Raw genomic sequence first — 24,344 nt, forward strand, 5'->3', positions numbered from 1 at the left:
TAACTTGAAAAGGTAGGAGTTTCGCATGAAAAACTTAAAATTCGCGAGCATTTTACTGCTCATATCAACATTATTTTTGAAATTTTCTAGTATGATTCGTGATTTAGTTATTGCTAACTATTTCGGTACAAGTTATATTGTCGATTCATACAACGCAGCAATGATTATTCCAAATGCTTTTATTTTATTTATGTTAACGGGGATGAAGGATGCGTTTATTCCTAGTTATTTACGTTATGAAAAAGAAAATAAAGGAAAGGTTCATTTGACTAATATTGTTAAATCAACCTTTCTTATTTGTTTCATTATTTCGGTTCTCGGATCAATTGCGGCTTTCTTTTACTTTCCCGCTTCGTATTCTAATTTTTCTAAAGCAGCAATTGAACTAGGAATTTATACGGGCGTTATGTACTTCTTATCTCTTTCACTAGTTGGAGTGAATGCCGTATACGAAGGTGTATTTGATGCACGAAGTCAATATTCTTTCTCTGTGTTTTCTCAAACGGTTGTTGTATTATTTACAATTTTAAGTACAATCCTATTACATTCAATTATGGGCGGCTATGCAATTGCTCTTGGCTACTTTGTAGGAACGATTGCTTCTTTCTTAATTAAAGTTGTCTATTTTAAACCGCAGCATCTGCTGTTATGGAAGCAAAAAATTGACCGTGATGAAGTGGTGGCTTTTTATAAAGTATTCATCCCTGTTGGTGTGACCATTATGGTCGGTCAAATTAATTTAACTGTAAACTTCTTCTTTGCTGGCTCCTTTGGTGAAGGTGTTATTTCATACTTAAATTATGCTTTCAGACTTGTAAGTATTCCCCAGGCAATATTCGGGGTTACGGTCGCAACCATTATTTACCCGCTGATTGCAAGAGCCATTGCTGAAAAAGATGAAGAGCGCTTTAAATCAGGAATTGAAAAAGGGATTACGTTTATGCTGATGCTGCTGATTCCGACGATTGTTATTATGATCTTTTATATGAAAGACATTGTAATGATTGCTTATCAGCGCGGTGCATTTGACGCACAATCAACGCTAAAAACAACGGATGTATCTTATTATTACCTAGGTTCGGTATTTTTCTATTCCCTGCAAGCTGTTCTTGCAAAAGGATTTTATTCTCTTCAAAAAGGTTATCTTATTATGAGAGCAGGCTTATTATCCATTGTGTTAAATATCATCTTTAACATGATTTTCACTAAATTTATGGGATACCAAGGATTAGCACTTTCCATGTCAGTAGTTGCCTTTTTCTATACGGCTATCGTATTCGTTATGCTGGCAAAACAAATCAATCACTTCCATTACGGATATCTAGTGAAAGAAACAGGAAAAATTCTTTTAGCTTCCGTACCTGTTGCGATCGTCATGTTCTTCTTAAAGGACATCGCATTTTTGAATTCATTACATGTTATCTTACGATTTGGTATTGTCTGTATTGCAGGTGGTTTAGTATACTTAATGTCGACGCTATTATGCAGAGTAGAAGGTGTTATGCTTTTAGTTAAAAGAAAACGTTAATTCACGTAAAACAGGAGAGTACTATATGAAGAACACATACTGGTTATTTTTTCTGTTCGTTGGTTTTATTTCAATTCAGCCGATTATTGATATGCTAACGACGTACATGGTTTTGAACATGGATAGTGGTCTCTCAATTGGGGTTGTTATTCGCTTTCTATATATGATTTTTGCAGGTGTCCTACTTTTAGTGTTTGCCAAACAATCAAAATGGGCTAGATATTCGATTATCTACCTTATTGTTTTTGCACTCTTTCTTGGACTCAACATCTACTTAAATCATCAATGGAAAGATCCTTATTATATTGGGCAAGAAATTAAATTTTTCAATAAAGTTGTTTATATGAACGTTACGCTGCTTGGAATGATTGTGATGTTTTCACATTATCGATCATCTGTGGATGTAAAAAGAATACTGAGCAAAAACTTATTAACTGCTTCACTCATCATCAGTATTGTTTTTATCGGTACAATGCTAACGGGTACAGCACTAGAGAGTTATCAGTATAATAAAATTGGGTTTAAAGGCTGGTTTTATGCAGCGAATGAGCTAGGCGCAACCATTGCTATTTTGCTTCCTCTCACACTGCTTTTAGCTTTAGATAAAGTACGTTCGTTTTCAAAAGCTTATTACTGGATTCCTTTTATCTTGTTAGCCGTTTCGTCCATCATGCTTGGAACGAAAGTAGGCTTAGGTGCCGTTATTCTTTCTTTAGTTGTAGCAACAGTTGTCTTATTTGCTAAATTATTTACGAATAAACGCAGCTTAATTAAAGCCAACTTAGTAATCTCAATTCTGCTTTTAATTGTAACCGGAGCAACTACTCCGATTTCTCCAGCTTATAAAAACACATATACGCACATCGATATGTTAGAGGCTAAAAAAGAGAAAACAAAGCAAGAAAAGCCGGAAAAGAAAGAAAAAGAAAAGCCGGCTAAAAAGAAAAAACAAAAGGAATCAAATTTAGATGATAAAGATATTCAAAATCTGATTCTAAGCAGCCGTGAGCAATTCTTAGCTCATCATAAGGAAGAGTATGCAAAAGCACCTATTGCACGAAAAATGATAGGTATGGGCTTTTCTGGTGACTATACAAAACAGCTTCCGCCAAAGATGATTGAAATGGATTTTTATGATTTGTTTTTCTCTTTAGGTATCATCGGATTTTTACTATGGGTTCTTCCACTTCTAGTAGTTGGTTTAACCGTATTGGTTCGATTATTTAAAGAGCCATCACAGCTTCTTGATGAAAGCTTTATGATGTATAGTACAGCAATTGTATTAGCTCTTGGAATTGCTTTTGTAGCTGGGCATGTCTTTACAGCACCAGCCGTTACCATCTATTTTGCAGCAGCTGCTGCTTATCTGTTCGTCATTCATTTTAAACAAAGACAAGCATAAAAAAAACAGGTCATTAAAGGCCTGTTTTTTTATCTTTTTAATGGCTGAAGGCTTAACACCGTGTCACCCGCATTAACGTTTATTTCTTGATCATGAGCAAAAAAACTCAATGCCTTTCCTTGCTTGCTCACTGCTAGTAAAAGAGAATCATCGCTTTTCTCCTCAACATATGTTTCATACGTATATTCATCCGTAATTTTTGTATTGTAAATCGTATAGCCGTGCTCCATTTTATGATGCAGAAACTCCCACGTAATTCCTTTCTTAAAGAGCATACGTCCTCTTACTGTGTGCATAATTTCATCGACATCTTCTCTTGAATCTTCTTGGTCACGAATGCTCAATTGAAAAACATTGTTCCGCCCCATATCTTGAAGAAAAGCAGTACAAACAAGCGCATTATATGCATCTAACTCAGTTGCAGCAATCACATATTCATAAGGAGTTAAGTCTAGATGATATTCCGTTTGCTCAGCTAGTACTTCTCCGTGATAAACATTTACCTCCGCTCTGCGCGCAACTCTTAACCGCTCCCACGAAGAATCAGCAACTAATACTGGATAGCCCAGCTGTTTTAACTTCGTTGCAAAGGCAACCGTAAAATCATTGCTTCCCACAAGCAAAATACCAGGTTCTTCGCCAATCGATAAATCCAGCTTTTTAGCTAGCCATGAAAGGGAAAAACCGTGTGCACAAACCGTAGCAAACACTAAAGCAAATGTCAGCGTTGTTAAGATCGAAGCATCTTTAAATCCTTCATCAATTAGTACTTTCGCAAAGTAGCTTGAGACCGTTAACGCCACAATTCCGCGCGGGGCAATCCAGCCAATCAGTATTTTTTCTTTTATAGATAAATCTGTGCCTACCGTTGATAAAAAGATGGAGACAGGTCTGACAATAAACAGCATAAGTAAAACAAACAAAATAATATTCCAATGAAAAATTTCAGTAATGGTCTTCATCGTCAGTCCAGCCGTTAACATGATAAAAATAGTAGAAGTTAATAGAACCGAAATATTCTCTTTAAAGTGTCGCATATCACTAATAGACGAAATATGCATATTAGCAAGGGTAATCCCCATCGCTGTTACTGCTAGAAGACCTGTTTCATGCTTAATTTCATCAGCTACTGTAAAGCAGGCAATAACGACAATAAATACGACCGGAGATTTTAAATACTCTGGAATATGCCCCTTTTGAAACATCCATCCTATTCCGCGGCCAAGAATCCATCCTATTAAAACGGCAATAATAGAGGCTACGAAGAAAAAGAGAATTGTTTTTCCACTCACTTCTCTCAGCACTAAAAATTGAACAATTTCAAACGAAAAAACGGCCAACAGTGCACCAAATGGATCGACAATAATACCTTCCCATTTTAAAATCGCTGCTGGTTTTGGTTTTAATTTAGCTTGTCGTAAAAGAGGTAAAATTACGGTTGGACCCGTCACAATAAAAAGCCCTCCGATAACAATTGCCACCGCCCAGGATAAATCCGCTATATAATGAGCAGCTAAAGAGCCTAACATCCAAGCTAGCATGGCTCCCAGTGTCACAATGCGAAACACGGGCTTTTCGATTCCTCTTACCTCTCTCATGTCTAAGTTCAAGCTGCCTTCAAATAAAATAACAGCTACAGCAATCGATACAAAAGGATCAAAAAGCTGAGCAAACTGTGCTTTAGGATCAATTAAACCTAAAATAGGGCCTGTTAGCAGTCCGATAATCGACATCACGACAATTGCTGGTAGCTTAAATCTCCAAGCCAGCCACTGAGATAGAACTCCTAGTCCCACTACAAGTGTGATATGTACAAGCATAGGTTCCATTGTATCTTCCTTCTCTCGTTCGCATAATGTGTATATATTTTCCCTAAAATAAACCGATGTTATACAGGAAGAAACAAACACTACCTTGTTTTACCACTTTTTCAAAAATGCTAAACGCCTCTCCCCTCTTTGAATCCAAGCTATTTTCCTTCGTTCGACACATATCTTACTCATGTTTGTCGAATTTCACTTTAGTATAAAATATTAAAAAGCCTTTAGCTGCTGCTAAAGGCTTTTTACCGGATGATCCAATTCATATAGCTTTTGATAGTGACTGTTCGTAGCAAGTAATTCCTCATGCGTTCCGCGAATGGCTATCTTTCCATCTTGTAGGAATAAGATTTCATCCATCTTTTCCATCCCAACTAAATTATGTGTAACCCAAATTAAAGTTTTGTCGTGAAGAGTTTCAAAGATAGTGGATAACAAACTCTTTTCAGTCACGGTATCCAACCCTGCAGTTGGCTCATCCAGCATAACAATTGGCGTACGCTGAAGTAGAACACGTGCTAACGCAATCCGCTGACGTTCTCCTCCTGAAAAGCGCTGACCTGTTTCGAGCATGGACGTTTGATATCCTTGATGCAAACCTTCCACAAGGGAGTGCATATTGACTTGCTTCATTGCCTCAATTACCTCTTCTTTTGTAGCCTCTTCATTAGCTAGTAATAAATTGTTTGCTACGCTTGTATTAAATAAATAAGGATTTTGATTTAATACAGAGATGAGTTTTGGTACATCTTCACGAACTTCAGCAACAGACTGACCGTTTAGTTGAACTGTACCTTCTGTAGGCAATAAGGAGCCTTGCAGCAGCTTTAACAGAGTCGACTTTCCAGCTCCGCTCTTGCCAAGAATCGCAATTTTTTTCCCTTGCTCGACTTGAAATGAAAGATCATGAATGACTGACTCTTCCTCATTGCTATAGCGAAAGCTTACATGCTCGACTTTTAAGCTGACCGAGTCCCATGAACCTTTGTAAGGTAGGGAAAGAGTATGTTTTTTCTTTTCATTCACAGATTCCCAGTTATTTTCCATTTCCTGCACTCTATTTAATGACTCTTCAAATTGAGGAATTTTTTCTACTGCATTAGATACCGGCAGCAGTGCTTCAGATAAAGGAAATACTACTAAAATAAAAGCAGCAATAAAAACACCTGCAAGCTCTTTGTCTGCAAAAAGAGAAGCCCCAAACCAAATCATTGTGACAATTAAACCTGCTACAATAAATTGGCCAATCAATTCTCGGTAATACGTCCATAGTTTAAGCTTACGATCCATGCGGTCTAGCTCATCTTCTGTTTTGTTATACGAATGAAAAAATGACTGCTGCTGACCGCTTAATACCCAATCAGCAACTCCTAAAAACCCGTCTGTGACCTTAGCATATAACTGTGCTTTGCTTGATTTATATCGCTGATTGGCCGCTTTCATATGCCAAAGGGAAAAAAGCGGCATCACTACTACTAACAAAAATAAATAGATGGCAATCAAACATGCAAACTTTAGGCTAAAGAATCCTAAAGCTACAATCGAAATAACGTATAAAATAACAGCTGAGATTGTTGGAAGAATGGTACGCAAGAACAAGTCTTGTAAACTTTCAATATCTTCAGCGAGAACCGCTAAAACATCTCCCGTTCGATAGCGGGATGTAGCAACTAACGGTTCAATCAAATGATAAAGACGTGTACGCATTTTAGCTAAAATGCGAAGAATAAAATCGTGACTAACAAGACGCTCCGCATAACGAAAGGCTGCTCGACTTAAACCAAATGTACGCACAAGCACAATGGGAACGTACACCAGTAAGATTGTTTCTGGCCGTAAGGAAGAAGCTGAAATCAAGTAACCTGATGTGAACATTAGCGCACAAGCAGAACCAATCGTTAACAAGCTTAGTAATAAGATAGAAAAGATACGATATTTATACGTTTTAAAGTAGGGCCATATCCAACTTTTATATTTCATCATATCTCCTCCTCTTCATGTAAAAATTGATAGTAAGCTCCTTTTTTTCGAATCAGTTCTTGATGATTGCCGACTTCTGCAACCTTTCCGTTCTCTATTACAACAATGAGGTCCATATCTTTCATCCAATGCAGACGGTGCGTAGCTAAAATAAATAACTTGTCTTGAAACATCGTTAAGATATCTTGCTTTAATTCATATTCCGTTTCAATATCTACTTGCGCCGTTGGTTCATCAAGCATAATAATAGGGCGATCGCTCAGAAACGCCCTAGCTAGGGCAATCCTTTGAGCTTGGCCGCCGCTAAGCTGCCGTCCTCCATCTCCTATCACTTCATTTTCCTTCTTAGGCATCTGTTGAATCGTAGATAAAAGTCCTGCTTTCGTTAAAGCATCTTCATAATCATAAGAACCGCCTCTATCCTGATAAAATTCAATATTTTCTTTCACTGTTCCATTAAAAATAAATGGGTGCTGAGGGATATACGTAATCTGCTTTTGCCAAGCATCTGAGCGTAAATCAACCGGCACGCCGTTTACTTCAGCAGACCCTTCTGTAAATTGTACAAAGCCGCTCAGTATATCAATAAGCGTCGATTTTCCAGCTCCGCTTTTTCCTATAATCCCAATTTTTTTACTTCCTTTAACATGAAGTGACACATCTTCAAGAGAAGGCGGCTGCTCTTCGTCATATTTTACGGTGATATGACGCAATTGAATTTCACTGTTTTCCGTCCAATCAGGAACATCTTCTTCTTTAGCCGACGGTTTTTCAGCCTGCTTTACAATCTTAATTAATGCATCTCCGGATTCTTTTCCGTCTAATGTTGCATGATAATCGTTTCCGACTTCCCGTATCGGCAGGAAGTATTCAGGCGCCAGCAATAAAATCATAAGTGCAGGCTCTAACGTCATCGAACCGTTCACTAGCCGCAAACCGAGCATAACAGCCACGATGGCTACAGATAACATCGTAAAGAAATCTAAAGCAAACGTAGATAAAAAAGCAATTCGGAGCGTTCCCATTGTCGCTTTTCGATAGCGGTCACTGACTCTTCCAATCGTTTCAGCATGCTCCTTACTTTTCCCGAGAAATGTTAACGTTTCTAATCCTCGAAGCGAATCTACAAAGTGATTGGACAGCACATGATACGTCTCCCATTGGCTATCTATTTTTTTCTGGGCAGCCAGTCCAAGTAAAATCATAAATAAAATTAAAATTGGCATAGTTACAAGCAAAATAATGCCTGAAAGCCGATCTTGATACCAAACGAAAGCGAGCACTAGCCAAGGTGTAACGCTGATGGCGGCCAGTTTAGGCAAAAACAGCTCAAGATAAGCGCGAAGCTTCTGTAGGCCTGTGGTGATGAGCGTCACCAAGTTTCCTGTCCCTTCATTTTTGGTAAAGCGCGGTCCGAGTGCAAAAATGCTTTTCATGACCGTCAAACGAAGTTCCTGAGTCGTTTTGACTCCAAATTGATATGCTGTTTTTTTCACTATAAAACTTACGATCTGACGAACCATAAAGGCAGACAAAAACAATCCGATTGCTTTTGTCTGCGAAGTTAAACTTTCACCATGAAAAAGAGCAGTAATTACTTCGGCAAGCCACTTAGCTTGAAAAATAATGGCTACACTTTGAATAGTAATAAGCCCTATTAACACGGCAAGAACCATTTTTATTCCGTTGTAAACCATTAAATTTCTACCCATTAGTACTCCATATGCTCCTTATGATCTACACGTTTTCTAAAAACGTAGTAGCTCCAAATTTGATAACCTAACACAAAAGGCAGTAACGCAATAGCAGCGTAAGACATAATTTTCAAGGAATAATTCCCTGATGCTGCATTATGAATCGTTAAACTATAGCTTTCATTGACTGAACTAACCAAAACGGTTGGAAACAATCCTGCAAATATAGAGGAAATTGATAAAATTAAAATTAAGCCAGACATAGCAAAGGCCCATCCGTCTTTTTTCCGTGTAAGGAAAAATCCTGCTAGTAAATACACGAAAATACCGATAAAAAATGTGTATAGCATCAAGCGGCTATGATTGCTGAATAAATTTGTTTCAAAAAACGTCATGCCTGAAAAAATAAGAAGCAGCAAGGCATTAACAGGCAAAAGCTTCATGGCAACTTTTCGTGAACGATCTCTAATGTCATCCATCGTACGGATCGTCGCAAAAATAAGTCCGTGCCATAAGCAAAGCATCGTTAGCGTCACGCCGCCCGTTATGGTATATAGATTCACAATATCCGAAAAGCCGGCATTCATTTGCATGTTGCGCTCAACAGGCAATCCTTTCATTAGTGCTGAAAATAAGATGCCGAAAATGAGCGGTGGAAAAAGACTTCCAAAGAAGATAACCCAATCCCACGCATTTTTCCACGCTTGTTTTTCAACTTTTCCTCGAAATTCAAATGCTACACCGCGTCCGATAAGCGAAAGCAACAGAAGAACAAAAAGAACATATGACCCGCTTAATAGCGTTGCATACCAGTTTGGAAAAGCGGCAAACATAGCACCGATTGCTGAAATTAACCAAACTTCATTTGCATCCCAAAAAGGACCGATTGTATTAATAAAAGCTCGTCGCTCTAAGTCGTTTCTTCCTAAAAAGCGAGACACCATTCCAATCCCAAAATCAAAGCCTTCTAAAAAGATAAAACCAACAAACAGAATGGATACTAGCAAATACCAGAATTCATTAAGAGAAAACATTGTATCCCTCCTTTGTAAACGGATCAGTTGATGTTACTTTTGTATGTGCTTCGTGATCGTGATCTGGACCTTTTTTAATTTCTTTAACGAACAAAAACACCATAATCACAGCTAAAATTAAGTAAAAGAACGAAAACGAGATAATAGAAAATAGCAATTCACCTGCTGTTACACCAGGAGACACGGCATCTTCGGTTTTCATATAGCCAAATACAACCCAAGGCTGACGGCCAATCTCTGTCATAATCCAACCTGCTGAGCTTCCAAGGAACGGAAAGGCGATGGCAATCGTCATAATACGTAAAAATAGTTTGCTTTCTTGAAGTTTTTTACGAGAAAGCAAGTACGTACCCCAAATGCCTAATGCACATAATACGCCACCTAGACCAGCCATAATGCGGAAACTCCAAAACGTTGTTCGAACGGGTGGAATATAATTTCCTTCTCCATATTTCGCCGTATACTGCTGCTGCAGCTCATTCATTCCAGGAACAGAGCCTGAAAACTTACCGTATGATAAGAAGCTTAATAAGTAAGGTATTTTGATTTCACTCGTATTTTTCTTTTCATCAGGGTGAATATTTGCTGTTACTGTCCAAGCACCTGGACTTCCGCTGTTTTCCCATAATCCTTCACTTGCGGCCATTTTCATCGGCTGTGTTTTAACTAAATATCCGGCCTGTTCATGCCCAGATAGTGCAATTCCTACACCTGAAACTAGCCCTACAAGGATAGCAACTTGAAATGATTTTTTAGCAAAAGCCACATGTTTTTTCTTCAAGAGCATAACAGCGCTGACACCCGTGATAAAAAAGGCGCCTGTTGCAAACGAACCTAAAATTGTATGAGGGAATTCGACCCACAGCTGACCGTTCGTTAACAATTTAAAGAAGTCATTCATTTCCAAACGGCCATTATTTAGCTCCATTCCGACCGGATGCTGCATAAAAGAATTAGCCGTTAAAATAAAGAACGCTGAAAAGATAGTACCTAGACTAACAAGCCAAATACATAGACAGTGCAGCCATTTAGGCAAACGATCCCACCCGAAAATCCACAGCCCGAGGAACGTGGACTCCATAAAAAACGCTAGCAGTGCTTCAATAGCAAGCGGCGCACCAAATACATCTCCTACAAATCTTGAGTACTCTGACCAGTTCATGCCAAACTGAAATTCTTGTAAAATACCTGTTACGACTCCGACAGCAAAGTTAATCAGGAATAAGTGCCCCCAAAACTTTGCCATCTTTTTATACTGTTCATCTTTTTTTACTACGTACATCGTTTCCATGATCGCTACTAAAAAGACAAGGCCGATAGACAGCGGTACAAAGATAAAATGAAACAGCGTCGTTGATGCAAATTGAATACGTGATAGTATGACTGTATCCATCTTCTTTCTCCTTTCATATATAAGAACATTCATCATTTCCATAGATACTTTGCTCATTTCTGAGCATCTTTTACTTATATTGTGAAACATTGAGCATAACAATTCGAGAAATATGCTCAATGTTTCACAAACATATGTAATGTCTCTCTTTCTATTTACATAGTATAGTCTATTTTTTTAGCTGTGCACGTACATTTTTTGAACGTTTTTAGACTAAAACGTGACTTTCTTGTGACAAAAAAGGGCAGGATCTCTTTATTTTTTCATAAAAAAAGCACGCTCTGATTTGAGCTTGCTTCTCTACGGTCGATATTTTGCTTTCGCATTTAATTTAGATTGACGAATGATTTGGTTAATGACTTCAGAAAATACAATACCAATGGCAATTGAACCTGAAATCATAAAGGCTTTTGCTGCAAGACTAATCGCTTCATTATAATTATTTTCTACAAAGTTACGCATGGCATCGTATGCTGTTCCCCCTGGAACGAGCGGAATAATACCTGCTACGGTGAAAATAATGATCGGCGTACGATAAATTTTTGCGTAAATTTGACTAATAATAGCAATAAAAAAGGCCGATGCTACAGTGCTTGGAATTTCATCTACACCATAGAACGTTAGCAAATAGTAAATGAGCCAGCCAATCATTCCGACAAAGCCACTTTTTAATAATGATTCACGTGGAACATTAAAAATAATCCCAAACGCTGCTGAAGCAATAAAACTTGTAATTATCTGCTCTACGATATGCATATGATGCCTCCCTTCTATAGAAGCGTAAATACAATGGCAATACCTGCACCAATAGCAAATGCCGTCAGAAACGCTTCTGCTCCTTTTGATAATCCAGACAGTAAATGTCCCGCCATTAAATCTCGCACTGCATTGGTAATCGATAACCCAGGAACGAGAGGCATAACGGATCCAATAATAATTTTATCAATTTGCGTTCCTAGTCCTGAAGCGACTAAAAGAGCTGATAAAAGTCCAATAACTAACGAAGCGGTAAACTCAGCAAAAAAGCGAATCGGAATAAGACGGTGGAAATACACCACGGTTAAAAATCCGAGACCTCCTGAAAACATCGCTGGAATAAAGTCCGTCCATAAACCTTGAAACATGATTAAAAAGCATCCGCTAGAAATGGATGCAGCTGCAAGTTGAACCCATAGTGGAAAAGCTACGTTCGTTGCTTCAATTTCTTGTAGCATTTCATACGCTTCCTCCAAGGAGATGTTTCCTTGACTGATGGTTCTTGAGACGCTATTTACCATAGTTACTTTTTTTAAATCGGTCGTTCGTTCGGAAATACGAATTAACTTCGTTTTCGTCGGTTCTTTCGTTTCAAGTGAAAACATAATCCCTGTTGGCGTCACATAGCTGTGGGATTTTTTTATACCGTAAGACGCTGCAATCCGCATCATTGTGTCTTCTACTCGATACGTTTCTGCTCCGCTTTCTAACATAATTTTACCTGCTAGTAAGCTAACGTCCATAATTTCATATTTATCTAATTTTTGTTGTGTCATCAAATCGCTCCAAACATATTAAAGCTTGGTTTTTTCCCCTACAGCATACAGTGTATAAGAAAGAGGGAAGTGGACGCAATGGTTAATGCAAAAAAGTGTGGACTTTTTGTCTCACACTTTCAGGAATAGTATATACATTCCTTATCAATTCATACGTTTTGTGGTCTCACGCTCTACTAATACAGGTGCCATTTTATACTGTACCTGATCTATTTCTTGCTGATCCTGAATTTGCTGAAGTAAGAGGTTTACTGCTTTTTCAGCCATTTTTTCCATCGGTTGACGGATGGTTGTTAGCGGAGGTTGCGCTTCACTAGCTTCTGTAATATCATCAAACCCTATAACAGACAAATCCGCTGGAACGTGAAGTCCGTTTTGCCACGCACAGTGTATCACTTTCAGAGCAATGTAATCCGTAGCACAAATAAGCGCAGTTGGGGGCTCTGGATGATGAGCTAGCTCATTTATAAACTGATATAGTTCATCTGAGTTATTCATATCTTCTTTCACAAACTTTGCGTTTGCTGACGGTACATACTGATAAAAAAGAGACAGACGGTGCTCGACTCCGCTTACAGCTTTTCCAACGAACCCGATATTCTTATGGCCAAGGTCCGTTAAGTGAGCAACAGCTAATTGCATTCCCTCCGCATCATCTACATGTACAATTGGCCAAAGTGCAGAAGAGCCGTCTCCTGTAAGAGAAACGTAAGGCGTTTGATATTGTTTTAATACGTCTACAAACGGATGCGGAGCGGCTACATAATCTAATAAAATGACTCCATCAAACCAATGATTCATCATCACATTTAATTGACGCTCAGCCGTTGTTTCTTGGTAATCCGTATGTCCAATAAGAACGTCCATCCCTCGACTTTGAACTTGCTGCTGTACCTTTTTTAACAGCTCGATTAAAAATGGGTCTTTTAAATCTCTAATTAATATCCCGATAATCCCTGTTTTTTGGGCCCGCAGAGCTGCCGCAAATGGATTTGTCTGATACCCTAAATGAGCTGCTGCTTTTAGTACTTTTTGTTTTGTTTTTTCACTGATTTTAATTTTACCGTCTTTATTATTGAAAATTCTTGATACCGTAGCTAATGAAACACCCGCTTCTTTTGCTACTTCTGTAATCGTGACTTTTTTTCTCCCCATTCGTACCGACTCCTATTTCCTTTTAGTCTATCGACCAAGTAAACATTTTTCTTTATTATACTACTAGAAGTCGGAACCACCCAAAACTACCTTCCCTACTTTTCACTAAACAGCCACTTTAACACATCTCGAATTTTTTGATCCCAATATGCCCAGTCGTGACTTCCTTTTCCTTCTTCATATGTAAAACAAATAGGCTCTTGCTTACATCGCTCGGAAAAACGTTTATTTTCCTGATATAAAAAATCTTCCGTTCCACAGCATTGATAAATACGCGGAGTCACTTCTCCATAGCGCCGGCGATTTTCAAGCAGCCAGAAAAGATCATCCTCAGGTCTAATAACAGGCGGCATGCCAAAAATCAAAGGATAATCTAGGAACTGAACTTCCCCTCGTTCTCCAAGCCCTTCAATGTCCATCACTCCTGATAAACTGGCAGCTGCAGAAAATTGATGTGGTTTGCGAAACGCCCATTTTAAAGCGCCGTACCCTCCCATAGAAAGACCAGCCACAAAATTATCTTCTCTTTTTTCCGATAACGGAAAGAATGACCTAGCCAATTGAGGAAGTTCTTCTGTTACAAACGTCCAATACTTCTTTCCATAAGCCATATCTCTATAAAAGCTACGATCTACATTTGGCATTACAACTGCAAGTCCTAATTCTGATGCGTAGCGTTCAATCGAAGTTCTTCTCATCCATATCGTATGATCATCAGAAAGACCGTGTAATAAATAGAGCGTAGGGTGTTTCTCACTTCTTGTATTGGTTTGTAAACCAATCTGAGATTTTGTTTGCTGCGGTATCAAAACGTTCATTGAAGTACTTATTTGCAATACTTCTGAAAAAAAATCACATTGAATAAACGCCATATTTCTCTTCCCCCTTACTTTTTCTTCCCTATTGATTGATAACAAAACGTACATAATTCATATAAAAGTTAAAAAATAGTTTGATTATTTACAATTTTTAGTTTAACATAAAAACATCTTTTATGAAAACGTTTTACGTATAACGTTTTTTTAAATTAAAATAGTGAACGCGATTCAAAGGAGGAATTTATATGGGGATAGTAAAAGTAACTTCTGACGAGTATAAGGAGCAAAAAGGAAATCTATTTTTTGTTATTTTCATTTCATGTGCAGCTGCTTTTGGAGGGTTACTTTACGGCTATGACACAGCCGTCATTTCAGGGGCTATTGGGTTAATGGAAGTGCATTTTAATCTCAGTCCAACGATGGTAGGTTTTGTTGTATCTAGTTTGCTGCTCGGGGGTGCCGTTGGGGTACTTTCTTCAGGAAAACTGAGTGATCGATTCGGTAGAAAAGGTATCTTGCTTTTAGCAGCTTCTTTATTTATCGTATCCGCAATTATGCAAGCGCTATCTTCAGCCATCTCTTTTGTGATTATTTCTCGAATTATTGGAGGGCTAGGCATTGGTATGGCCTCCGTTCTTTCTATTACCTATATTTCTGAAATAGCCCCTCCGCACATGCGCGGCCGCTTAGGCTCTCTTTATCAATTTGCTGTTGCCGTTGGGATTGTTTCTGTCTATTTTGTAAATGACTACATTTTATCTATTGGGGAAGACGCATGGCAGAATTCCACAGGATGGCGCTACATTATCGGTGCTTCTGGGATTCCAGCTCTTTTATTTCTTCTTATCCTTTCTCCTGTTCCTGAAAGTCCGAGGTGGCTAGTAAAAGCAAACCGCACTGTAGAAGCTATGGACATTTTAATTAAAATCAATGGTACACACATTGCACGCCAAGAGCTGTATCATATTGAGCAATCGTTAAAAGAAAATCAACCGGCTTCTCTTTCGCTTTTTAAAGAGGCAGGCCTTCGAAAAGCGTTGCTTATTGGTATTCTACTTGCAGCCTTTCAACAGCTTGTCGGAATCAATGCCATTATTTATTACGCCCCGCAAGTTTTTGAAGCAGCTGGAGCTAGAGGAGATTTATCGCTCCTTGTTACGTCTATGATTGGTGTAGCTGCCTTTTTAGGCGTTCTTTGTTCCATGTGGCTTATCGACCGGATTGGCCGCAAAGCTTTATTACTTATTGGCACAGCCGGTATGGCCGTTACGCAGCTTCTCGTTTCTTTTGGATTTCATTCACAGGGTACTGAAGGCTTGACTACTAGTTTACTTATTGTTTTTTATTTATTTCTTTTTAATATTTCTATGGGACCTGTTGTATGGGTTGTGATTTCTGAAATTTTTCCTAATCATGCGAGAGGCTATGCAATGTCTATTTCTACCTTTTTCTTGTGGATAGCTAATTGGTTTGTGTCTCAGTTTTTTCCTATTCTTTGGAACAAAGCTGGAGGATCTTTTACCTTTTTATCTTTTATGATTATGTGTATCGCTTCATTTTTGTTTATATGGAAGTGGGTGCCAGAAACAAAAGGAAAGTCACTTGAAGAAATTGAACATATATGGAAGTAAGGGAAGAGGTTGGGGTATAACTAAATGAATCCAATCTAAAGAAAAACAAATGGGATACATGAGCTAAATGGCTTATGACACCGTAGTTGATTTCCGTGCAAGACTTCGCTTTCCGCGGGAGTCTTCATCTCGCCCTCCAATCAACTACTAGAAGAATTTAAACAGATGAAAACTATGTTCACCCTAACAAAAAAAACGAACCACTAATCAAAAATTTTGATCAATGGTTCGGTTTTACTTTGTCTAAAATACTTTCGTCCCAGCCTCTTCTTTTTATCGAATTTGTCCATCTCCGTAAATAATATATTTTAATGTTGTTAATTCCTTTAATCCCATTGGTCCACGCGCATGAAGCTTTTGTGTACTAATTCCGATTTCTGCCCCGAAACCAAACTCTTCTCCGTCCGTAAACCTCGTCGAAGCATTCACATAAACAGCAGCTGAATTAACGCGCTGTAAAAAACGCTGAGCATGAGCATAATTTGTTGTTACAATCGCTTCAGAATGATGTGAACTATGAACATTAATATGGGAAATCGCTTCATCGATATCATCTACGATTTTAACTGCCATGATGAAATCCAAATATTCTTTCTTCCAATCCTCATCCCCTGCTGGAACAAGATCTGGAACGATTGTGAGCGCACGTTCATCACCGCGTACTTCTACATCTTTCTCTCGTAGCGCTTGAACAATAATCGGCAAAAATTCATGAGCCGCTCCCTGATGAATAATCAGCTTTTCGGCTGAGTTGCACACCGCTGGACGAGATGTTTTTGCATTAATGACAATACTGGCTGCCATGTCACGGTCATATTCTTCATCAACATAAATGTGGCAGTTCCCGGTTCCTGTCTCAATAACAGGAACCGTTGCATTTTTTACCACCGCTTCAATTAAACCAGCACCGCCTCGAGGAATTAATACATCGATATATTCATTTAGCTTCATTAAGTCCAGTGCTGTTTCTCTCGACGTATCTTCAATAAGCTGTACGCTATGCTCAGGCAACCCTGCACTTGCCGCAGCTTGAGATAACACAGAAACAATCGCTTGATTCGAATAAAATGCCTCACTGCCTCCGCGCAAAATAACCGCATTTCCTGCTTTTAAGCATAGGCCTGCTGCATCACATGTAACGTTTGGACGCGCTTCATAAATAATTCCTATGACACCAATAGGTACACGCTGCTGCCCAATTTGTAAGCCATTTGGTCGTTTAGCCATAGACAGCACTTCTCCTACCGGATCTGCAAGCGCAGCTACTTGGCGCAGGCCGTCTGCCATTCCATGAATCCGCTCTTCATTTAAAGATAGGCGATCCAACATCGCTTTTGACGTGCTTTTTTGAACGGCTTTTTCTACGTCTAATTTATTTGCTTTTAAAATCGTTTCTTGTTGATCCAATAGAGCAGCCGCCATTTTATAAAGTGCCTGCTGTTTTTGTTCGCTCGTTACATTTCCTAAGAAATAAGAGGCTTCTTTTGCCTGCTTTCCTTTAAGCTGCAATTCACTCATTTCATTACTCCTTCAGCTTGTTTTAAGAATAACGTTCCAATTTCTTGGCCTTCAATAATATCTCGCAAAATACTTGGTTCTTTCCCATTTGCTAGGATTAAGCTCACGCCTGCACTTGTAGCTGTTTTAGCAGCGGTCAGCTTTGTGACCATTCCGCCTGTTCCAACGTCAGTTCCACTATCTCCAGCAAAATTCTCAAGCTCCGGCGTGATGCCATCTATTACTTTCATTAATTTAGAGTTAGGGTTTTTTGTGGGATCTGAATCAAAGAAACCGTCAATATCAGATAAAATAACAAGTAAATCTGCGTGAATCAAAACTGAAACAATGGCGGATAAATTATCGTTATCTCCAAAACGCACGATGTTTTCAATCTCATCGATGGCAACTGTATCGTTTTCATTCACAATAGGAATCACTTTGTCTTCAATTAATTTTTCAAACGTGTTCACAACGTTATTGCGCACATGTTCATCTTCGATTACATCTTTTGTTAACAGTACTTGACCAACAATGTGACTATACTCACCAAAGAATTTACTATAGATATGCATAAGCTCACACTGCCCGACAGAGGCTGCTGCTTGTTTTTCTCGAATAGAAGTTGGCTTTTCTTTTAACTTTAGTTTTTTTACTCCCACTTGAACGGCACCTGATGTAACAAGCACAACTTCTTTTCCTGCATTCATTAAATCAGATAACACACGCGCTAGTTTTTCAATGCGTGCTAAGTTAATATCTCCGTTATCATAGGTCAACGTAGATGTCCCTACTTTGACTACGATACGCTTGCTATTTTGTAACTCTTGACGATGGTTCACTCATTTCATCTCCCTAACTAAAAACACCTAAATGCGTACTAATTTTTTTAAAAATTATAGCAGAGATTATGTGAAAAGTCTTATAGTTTTTCAAAGGGAATTTGAACTTTCTAATTTTTTAAATAATTAAGGGAAAAACTGGTGATAAAAGCGCTTTCTTCTTTTATAATGAAAGTTGTAAGGGGAACACACAATTACATAACGTTGTGTAGTAGTACAAACATCAGACAACTAAGGGATAGGGGGATTTGTAATGAATGCGGTTACGATTGTTATTGGATCTATCTGTATTTTAATGATTGCGTATCGGCTTTATGGAACATTCATGGCTGTTAAGGTCTTGAAACTAAACGATGCGCAAAAAACGCCGGCACATGAGCTTGAAGATGGAAAAGATTACGTGCCAACCAATCGATGGGTAACATTTGGTCATCACTTTGCAGCTATTGCAGCTGCGGGCCCACTTGTTGGACCTATTTTAGCAGCTCAGTTTGGCTATTTGCCCGGACTGCTCTGGCTTTTAATCGGAGCTGTAATCGGAGGAGCCGTTCACGATGCAGTTGTGTTATTTGCATCTATGCGCCAAAAAGGCCAGTCGCTTTCAGAAGTGGCTAAAAAAGAGCTAGGACCCGTCGCTGGTTTTTGTACAGGTTTAGCTATGCTTTTTATCATTACCATTACAATGGCCGGTTTATCTATGGTCGTGTTACACGCCCTTGAGAAAAATCCTTGGGGTACATTCGCTGTTGGAATTACCATTCCGATCGCAATGGGGGTAGGTATTTACCACAAAAAAACAGGTAATTTAAAAGCGGCTTCTACCGTCGGCTTCATTTTAATTTTAATCGCCGTATTTAGCGGTCCTTATATTCAAGGAACAGCTTTAGGAGATTTTTTAACGCTAGATATTAAAACACTTTCAATTATTCTTCCCGTTTATGCATTTTTTGCAGCGGCCTTGCCCGTTTGGCTGCTTTTAGCACCTCGAGATTACTTAAGCAGCTTTATGAAAATTGGTGTCTTTATCGCGCTGATTGTAGGCGTGTTTTTCGTAAATCCAGCAATTCCATTTCCTGCAGTTACTGAATTTATTCACGGAGGCGGCCCTATTTTAGCAGGACCTGTGTGGCCGTTCATTTCCATTACGATCGCCTGCGGTGCTATTTCTGGCTTCCATGCATTTGTTGGTTCAGGAACAACTCCTAAGATGCTCGATCGTTGGAGTGACATTAAAGTTGTAGGCTTCGGCGCGATGTTAGTCGAATGCTTAGTAGGAATTATGGCATTAATTGCCGCAACTGCTTTACATCCTGGAGACTATTTTGCAATCAACTCTACACCTGAAGTGTTCAAAACGCTTGGCATGAACGTAACGGCTCTTCCTCAGCTTAGCCAAGAAATTGGCCTAAACTTAGAAGGCCGCACAGGTGGCGCTGTTACACTGGCTGTAGGAATGACGTATATTTTCACGGAAATTCCTTGGTTCAGCCACCTGTCTTCTTACTTTTTTCAATTCGTTATTATGTTTGAAGCAGTGTTTATTTTGACTGCTATCGACGCGGGTACACGCGTTTCCCGCTATTTAATTCAAGACTTTTTCGGTGAATTTTATAAGCCATTGAAGCGAGTAGACTGGCTTCCTGGGTCCATTTTTGCAAGTGCCCTAGCCTGTTTTATGTGGGGATACTTATTGTTCTCAGGAGATATTGGCTCAGTTTGGGCGCTGTTCGGCGTATCGAATCAGTTAATGGCATCCATTGGTTTAATTATTGGTGCAACCGTTATTCTTAGAATTGCAGATAAGCGCTCCTATATGCTTACTTGTCTTATTCCACTAGCCTACCTTTACGTAACGGTTAACTACGCGGGTTATTGGATGGTTAAGAATGTGTATTTAAATGAAGCTGCGGCAGGTTACAGCATATTAAATGCGACTCTTTCAATCATCATGCTTATACTCGGTCTCATTATTATGATTGCCGCGATTCAAAAATGGACGCAGCTTTGGCGCACGCCTCAGGCTGAACTAGCGGCGAAAGCAAACTTATCACAAAATATATAAAACGAACACGCTTGCTTATATAAGCAAGCGTGTTTTTGATATGGTAATAGCCGGTCAAAATAATTGCACACCAGGCATTTTTATTATTAAACTAAATATACTATACAGAAAATTTTTAAAATAGTTCGTACACTTCACATGCTTATAACCCCCACTGACTACATCTCAAAATTAACACTTTAAATTATAATAATTATAATTTAGTATTGATTTTTTATTTAAAAATGTTATTATTATTTCTAACATAATAAAAATAAGAGGTGGTTCTAAGATGACAACAAACAAGAATAACTTAACGACTAGTTGGGGATCTCCGGTTGGAGATAATCAAAATTCGATGACCGCTGGTTCACGCGGACCTACTTTAATTCAAGATGTTCACCTTTTAGAGAAATTAGCCCATTTTAACCGAGAGCGTGTTCCTGAACGCGTCGTACACGCAAAAGGCGCCGGTGCCCACGGTTATTTTGAAGTGACAAACAATGTTTCAGCCTATACAAAAGCAGCTTTCCTTTCTGAAGTAGGAAAACGAACACCTCTATTTGTTCGCTTTTCAACAGTAGCTGGTGAAAACGGCTCAGCAGATACCGTTCGCGACCCTCGCGGATTTGCTGTTAAATTTTATACAGAAGAAGGCAACTACGACTTAGTCGGAAATAATACACCTGTATTTTTCATCCGAGATGCGATTAAATTTCCCGATTTTATTCATACACAAAAACGCGATCCACGCACGCATTTGAAAAACCCGACGGCCGTGTGGGATTTCTGGTCTTTATCTCCTGAATCTTTGCATCAAGTTTCTATTTTAATGTCTGATCGCGGTATCCCGGCAACGTTACGCCATATGCATGGATTTGGCAGCCATACATTTAAATGGGTTAATGCCGAAGGAGATGGCGTTTGGGTAAAATATCACTTTAAAACAGAGCAAGGCGTGAAAAATCTGTCTCCAGACGTAGCCGCAAAGCTAGCTGGTGAAAATCCAGATTATCATACTGAAGATCTATTTAATGCCATTGAAAAAGGCGATTTCCCTTCATGGAAGCTGTACGTTCAAATTATGCCATTAGAAGACGCTGATACGTACCGCTTTGATCCGTTTGACGTAACAAAGGTTTGGTCACAAAAAGACTATCCGTTAATTGAAGTAGGTCGCATGGTCTTGGACCGAAATCCAGAAAATTATTTTGCCGAAGTGGAGCAAGCTACATTCTCACCTGGAACGCTTGTACCGGGAATTGACGTATCACCTGATAAAATGCTGCAAGGTCGACTATTCGCATACAGCGATGCACATCGCTACCGCGTGGGTGCTAACCATCAAGCGCTACCTATTAACCGTCCGCGCAATGAAGTAAATAACTATCAGCGTGATGGTCAAATGCGCTTTGACGATAACGGCGGCCGTTCTGTTTACTATGAGCCAAACAGCTTTGGCGGTCCGACAGAATCTCATGAAAACAAACAAGCGGCATACCCTGTTTCAGGCGTTGCCGATAGTGTTGCATATGATCATAACGACCATTACACGCAAGCAGGTGACTTATACCGCCTTCTAAGCGAAGACGAGCGTACACGACTAGTTGCAAACATCGTTGAAGCTATGAAGCCTGTAGAAAAAGAAGAGATTAAACTGCGTCAAATTCAGCACTTCTACAAAGCGGATCCAGAGTATGGAACACGCGTTGCAGACGGTTTAGGATTGTCTGTTCCGCAGCAAGTAAAATAAAGATATCAGTTTTCCTAATGAGAAAATAAAGGTGTTTTTCTCATTTTAGATTTTCGTTTATTCTCAATTAGTTTAACATTTTATCACTAAATAAGTATCCATATTTTATGGATACTTATTTAAATTCTTGTAAAAAGAGGAAGGGATGAAGAAATGATTGGACAAGAAATAAGATGTAATCAGTGTCATAGAGAAATAAAAGTACTAAAGCACAGTACACTTTGCGGTTGCGGAATAAAATTACGAACGCTAAAAAAAGAGAAGCAACCAGCATAATGAGGTTGCTTCTCTTTTTTACTAGATATGCTGTTTATATTCACTCACATTAAAGAGTAATCGTTACTTTAAATAAATCTCCGTCAATTTCAATATTCAATTCTCCTCCGTGCAAATCAATAATTGACTTAGCAATAGCTAAACCAAGTCCAGAGCCATCGGTTTGTCTTGAGGCGTCCCCTCTTTTAAATCGTTCAAACAGCTCATTGTTTACAACTAAAACTACATATTCGTCCATTGCTTTCTCAGTCTCCTTTCAAAAGTATGTCATGGGTCATTTCGTCTATGGGTTTTATTGTAAACTGCATTTTTTAAGAAAAAAGAAGAGAAAATTTTAAGATTTTCTTAAGCGACATATATTGAAAAAGGTTTAAGGAATAGGGATAACAGGAACGTTAAAAGAAAAAATATAATCAATTCCTCATTTGATTCTAAAGAACTATCCGTGAGCGATTATATCTTTTTATTTAAAAGGAGGATGATTTAACTTGGAACGGAATCATACAATTATGCAATTTTTCGAATGGCATGTGCCAGCTGATGGCGAGCATTGGAAACGCCTCAAAGAGCTCGCTCCTCAACTAAAAGAACAAGGAATTGATTCCGTGTGGATTCCCCCGGTTACAAAAGGTGTTTCATCAGAGGATAATGGCTACGGCGTTTACGACTTATATGATCTTGGCGAGTTTGATCAAAAAGGAACCGTTCGTACAAAGTATGGAACCAAGCAAGAGCTCCATGAAGCAATTGATGCCTGTCATAATCACGGAATTAATGTCTATGTTGATATTGTGATGAATCATAAAGCTGCAGCGGATGAAAAAGAAACCTTCCACGTCATTGAAGTAGACCCCATGAACCGAACAGAAGAGATTTCTGAACCCTTTGAAATTGAAGGGTGGACAAAGTTTACATTTGAAGGGCGCGGCGATCAATATTCTTCTTTCAAATGGAACTTTAATCATTTTAATGGCACTGATTACGATGATAAAAACGGAAAAGAAGGTGTGTTTCGTATTGCCGGGGAAAACAAAAGCTGGAACGAAAATGTTGATCAAGAGTTTGGCAACTACGATTATTTAATGTTTGCGAATATTGATTACGATCACCCTGAAGTTCGAGAAGAAATGATCAAATGGGGAAAATGGTTAGCAGACACCCTGCAGTGCGACGGTTACCGATTAGACGCCATTAAACATATTAACCATGATTTTATTAAAGAGTTTGCTCACGAATTGTCCTCTTCTCAAGAAAAGCCATTTTATTTTGTAGGAGAGTTTTGGAATCCAGAATTAACAGCCTGTCAGGAATTTTTAGACGTTATTGATTATCAAATTGATTTGTTTGACGTATCGCTGCATTACAAACTGCATGAAGCCTCTCAGCAAGGAAGAGATTTTGATTTAACCACAATTTTTGATGATACATTGGTTAAGACTCATCCGTTGAATGTTGTCACATTTGTAGATAACCATGACTCTCAGCCAAATGAATCTTTAGAATCTTGGGTAGAAGATTGGTTCAAACAAAGTGCTTACGCTCTAATTTTACTTCGTGAAGACGGCTATCCTTGTGTATTTTACGGAGACTATTTTGGGATAGGCGGAGAGCATCCAATTGAGGGAAAAGAAAAAGATATTTCTGCTCTCTTGCACGTACGCTATGACAAAGCATACGGACAGCAAGACGATTATTTTGATCACCCGAATACCATTGGATGGGTAAGGCATGGTGTAGAGGAATTTGAGAAGTCTGGATGCGCTGTGGTGATGTCAAACGGCGAAGACGGCGAAAAGAGAATGTTCGTCGGCGAACACCGAAGCGGACAAACGTGGATCGACTTCACAAAGAACCGAGAAGACCAAGTTGTGATCGAAGAAGACGGCTACGGACACTTCCCTGTAAATGGCGGCTCTGTATCCGTTTGGGCTGAAGCATAAAAAAACAG

17 protein-coding genes and 1 pseudogene are annotated in these 24,344 nt (G+C 38.9%); 6 read left to right on the forward strand and 12 right to left on the reverse strand.

Annotation, left to right across the window (positions count from 1 at the left end; all coding sequences use genetic code 11):
* The first annotated feature begins 25 nt into the window (after nt 1-25).
* Complete coding sequence (gene murJ, locus CEQ83_RS25455; protein WP_155017559.1) at nt 26-1,528, forward strand: murein biosynthesis integral membrane protein MurJ; 1,503 nt, start codon at nt 26-28, stop codon at nt 1,526-1,528.
* A 25-nt stretch (nt 1,529-1,553) separates the two neighbouring features.
* The gene (locus tag CEQ83_RS25460) at nt 1,554-2,930 is read left to right on the forward strand and encodes an O-antigen ligase family protein (RefSeq protein ID WP_028411945.1); all 1,377 of its coding nucleotides are present in this window, start codon (nt 1,554-1,556) and stop codon (nt 2,928-2,930) included.
* A 29-nt stretch (nt 2,931-2,959) separates the two neighbouring features.
* On the opposite strand, the gene CEQ83_RS25465 is transcribed toward CEQ83_RS25460, so the two are convergent.
* The 9 genes from CEQ83_RS25465 to CEQ83_RS25505 form a co-directional block, all read right to left on the reverse strand.
* The gene (locus CEQ83_RS25465) at nt 2,960-4,759 is read right to left on the reverse strand and encodes a cation:proton antiporter (protein ID WP_028411944.1); all 1,800 of its coding nucleotides are present in this window, start codon (nt 4,757-4,759) and stop codon (nt 2,960-2,962) included.
* Between the two features lie 225 nt (nt 4,760-4,984).
* Nucleotides 4,985-6,730 (reverse strand): thiol reductant ABC exporter subunit CydC, encoded by a 1,746-nt coding sequence (cydC, locus tag CEQ83_RS25470; protein WP_033580377.1) that lies wholly within the window; start codon nt 6,728-6,730, stop codon nt 4,985-4,987.
* The gene (cydD, locus tag CEQ83_RS25475) at nt 6,730-8,442 is read right to left on the reverse strand and encodes a thiol reductant ABC exporter subunit CydD (protein WP_033580376.1); all 1,713 of its coding nucleotides are present in this window, start codon (nt 8,440-8,442) and stop codon (nt 6,730-6,732) included. The genes cydC and cydD overlap by 1 nt, the downstream gene beginning before the upstream one ends.
* The gene (gene cydB, locus CEQ83_RS25480) at nt 8,442-9,458 is read right to left on the reverse strand and encodes a cytochrome d ubiquinol oxidase subunit II (RefSeq protein WP_028411941.1); all 1,017 of its coding nucleotides are present in this window, start codon (nt 9,456-9,458) and stop codon (nt 8,442-8,444) included. Before cydB ends, cydD begins: the two co-directional genes overlap by 1 nt.
* Nucleotides 9,445-10,851 (reverse strand): cytochrome ubiquinol oxidase subunit I, encoded by a 1,407-nt coding sequence (locus tag CEQ83_RS25485; RefSeq protein ID WP_028411940.1) that lies wholly within the window; start codon nt 10,849-10,851, stop codon nt 9,445-9,447. The genes cydB and CEQ83_RS25485 overlap by 14 nt, the downstream gene beginning before the upstream one ends.
* 300 nt (nt 10,852-11,151) lie before the next feature.
* Nucleotides 11,152-11,607 carry a threonine/serine exporter family protein gene (locus tag CEQ83_RS25490; RefSeq protein ID WP_013059882.1) on the reverse strand — a complete coding sequence of 152 codons (456 nt, stop codon included), beginning with the start codon at nt 11,605-11,607 and terminating at the stop codon, nt 11,152-11,154.
* A gap of 14 nt (nt 11,608-11,621) precedes the next feature.
* Complete coding sequence (locus CEQ83_RS25495) at nt 11,622-12,383, reverse strand: threonine/serine exporter family protein (protein ID WP_013085528.1); 762 nt, start codon at nt 12,381-12,383, stop codon at nt 11,622-11,624.
* A gap of 144 nt (nt 12,384-12,527) precedes the next feature.
* Nucleotides 12,528-13,538 (reverse strand): LacI family DNA-binding transcriptional regulator, encoded by a 1,011-nt coding sequence (locus CEQ83_RS25500; protein ID WP_033580374.1) that lies wholly within the window; start codon nt 13,536-13,538, stop codon nt 12,528-12,530.
* Nucleotides 13,539-13,633: 95 nt separating this feature from the next.
* Nucleotides 13,634-14,410 carry an alpha/beta hydrolase gene (locus CEQ83_RS25505; protein ID WP_033580373.1) on the reverse strand — a complete coding sequence of 259 codons (777 nt, stop codon included), beginning with the start codon at nt 14,408-14,410 and terminating at the stop codon, nt 13,634-13,636.
* Between the two features lie 191 nt (nt 14,411-14,601).
* On the opposite strand from CEQ83_RS25505, the gene CEQ83_RS25510 reads away from it, so the two are divergent.
* Nucleotides 14,602-15,987 (forward strand): sugar porter family MFS transporter, encoded by a 1,386-nt coding sequence (locus CEQ83_RS25510; RefSeq protein WP_049166315.1) that lies wholly within the window; start codon nt 14,602-14,604, stop codon nt 15,985-15,987.
* Nucleotides 15,988-16,260: 273 nt separating this feature from the next.
* Here CEQ83_RS25510 and CEQ83_RS25515 read toward each other — a convergent pair whose 3' ends face one another.
* The gene (locus CEQ83_RS25515) at nt 16,261-17,505 is read right to left on the reverse strand and encodes a glutamate-5-semialdehyde dehydrogenase (RefSeq protein ID WP_155017560.1); all 1,245 of its coding nucleotides are present in this window, start codon (nt 17,503-17,505) and stop codon (nt 16,261-16,263) included.
* The gene (gene proB, locus CEQ83_RS25520) at nt 17,502-18,326 is read right to left on the reverse strand and encodes a glutamate 5-kinase (protein ID WP_013085533.1); all 825 of its coding nucleotides are present in this window, start codon (nt 18,324-18,326) and stop codon (nt 17,502-17,504) included. The genes CEQ83_RS25515 and proB overlap by 4 nt, the downstream gene beginning before the upstream one ends.
* Nucleotides 18,327-18,579: 253 nt before the next feature.
* Here proB and cstA point away from each other — a divergent pair, with 253 nt between their 5' ends.
* A complete protein-coding gene (gene cstA / locus CEQ83_RS25525; protein ID WP_014457699.1) occupies nt 18,580-20,388 on the forward strand; it encodes a carbon starvation protein CstA in 1,809 nt (602 codons plus the stop codon).
* A 271-nt stretch (nt 20,389-20,659) separates the two neighbouring features.
* Entirely contained in the window at nt 20,660-22,120 is a 1,461-nt protein-coding gene (gene katA, locus CEQ83_RS25530; RefSeq protein WP_154974078.1) for a catalase KatA, read from the forward strand.
* Between the two features lie 325 nt (nt 22,121-22,445).
* Here the strand turns inward: katA and CEQ83_RS25535 are convergent.
* Nucleotides 22,446-22,646: pseudogene (locus CEQ83_RS25535) on the reverse strand (ATP-binding protein); the annotation flags it as partial.
* A gap of 238 nt (nt 22,647-22,884) precedes the next feature.
* On the opposite strand from CEQ83_RS25535, the gene CEQ83_RS25540 reads away from it, so the two are divergent.
* A complete protein-coding gene (locus tag CEQ83_RS25540) occupies nt 22,885-24,336 on the forward strand; it encodes an alpha-amylase (RefSeq protein ID WP_028411931.1) in 1,452 nt (483 codons plus the stop codon).
* Nucleotides 24,337-24,344: the final 8 nt, after the last annotated feature.

It is taken from the genome of Priestia megaterium, assembly GCF_009497655.1.
In the GTDB taxonomy this organism is placed as follows: Bacteria; Bacillota; Bacilli; order Bacillales; family Bacillaceae_H; genus Priestia; species Priestia zanthoxyli.

Excerpts from the sequence above, each read along its gene's own strand:
- murJ (WP_155017559.1), top strand. The coding sequence starts at position 26 with ATGAAAAACTTAAAATTCGCGAGCATTTTACTGCTCATATCAACATTA.
- CEQ83_RS25460 (WP_028411945.1), top strand. The coding sequence starts at position 1,554 with ATGAAGAACACATACTGGTTATTTTTTCTGTTCGTTGGTTTTATTTCA.
- CEQ83_RS25465 (WP_028411944.1), bottom strand. The coding sequence starts at position 4,759 with ATGGAACCTATGCTTGTACATATCACACTTGTAGTGGGACTAGGAGTT.
- cydC (WP_033580377.1), bottom strand. The coding sequence starts at position 6,730 with ATGAAATATAAAAGTTGGATATGGCCCTACTTTAAAACGTATAAATAT.
- cydD (WP_033580376.1), bottom strand. The coding sequence starts at position 8,442 with ATGGGTAGAAATTTAATGGTTTACAACGGAATAAAAATGGTTCTTGCC.
- cydB (WP_028411941.1), bottom strand. The coding sequence starts at position 9,458 with ATGTTTTCTCTTAATGAATTCTGGTATTTGCTAGTATCCATTCTGTTT.
- CEQ83_RS25485 (WP_028411940.1), bottom strand. The coding sequence starts at position 10,851 with ATGGATACAGTCATACTATCACGTATTCAATTTGCATCAACGACGCTG.
- CEQ83_RS25490 (WP_013059882.1), bottom strand. The coding sequence starts at position 11,607 with ATGCATATCGTAGAGCAGATAATTACAAGTTTTATTGCTTCAGCAGCG.
- CEQ83_RS25495 (WP_013085528.1), bottom strand. The coding sequence starts at position 12,383 with ATGACACAACAAAAATTAGATAAATATGAAATTATGGACGTTAGCTTA.
- CEQ83_RS25500 (WP_033580374.1), bottom strand. The coding sequence starts at position 13,538 with ATGGGGAGAAAAAAAGTCACGATTACAGAAGTAGCAAAAGAAGCGGGT.
- CEQ83_RS25505 (WP_033580373.1), bottom strand. The coding sequence starts at position 14,410 with ATGGCGTTTATTCAATGTGATTTTTTTTCAGAAGTATTGCAAATAAGT.
- CEQ83_RS25510 (WP_049166315.1), top strand. The coding sequence starts at position 14,602 with ATGGGGATAGTAAAAGTAACTTCTGACGAGTATAAGGAGCAAAAAGGA.
- CEQ83_RS25515 (WP_155017560.1), bottom strand. The coding sequence starts at position 17,505 with ATGAGTGAATTGCAGCTTAAAGGAAAGCAGGCAAAAGAAGCCTCTTAT.
- cstA (WP_014457699.1), top strand. The coding sequence starts at position 18,580 with ATGAATGCGGTTACGATTGTTATTGGATCTATCTGTATTTTAATGATT.
- katA (WP_154974078.1), top strand. The coding sequence starts at position 20,660 with ATGACAACAAACAAGAATAACTTAACGACTAGTTGGGGATCTCCGGTT.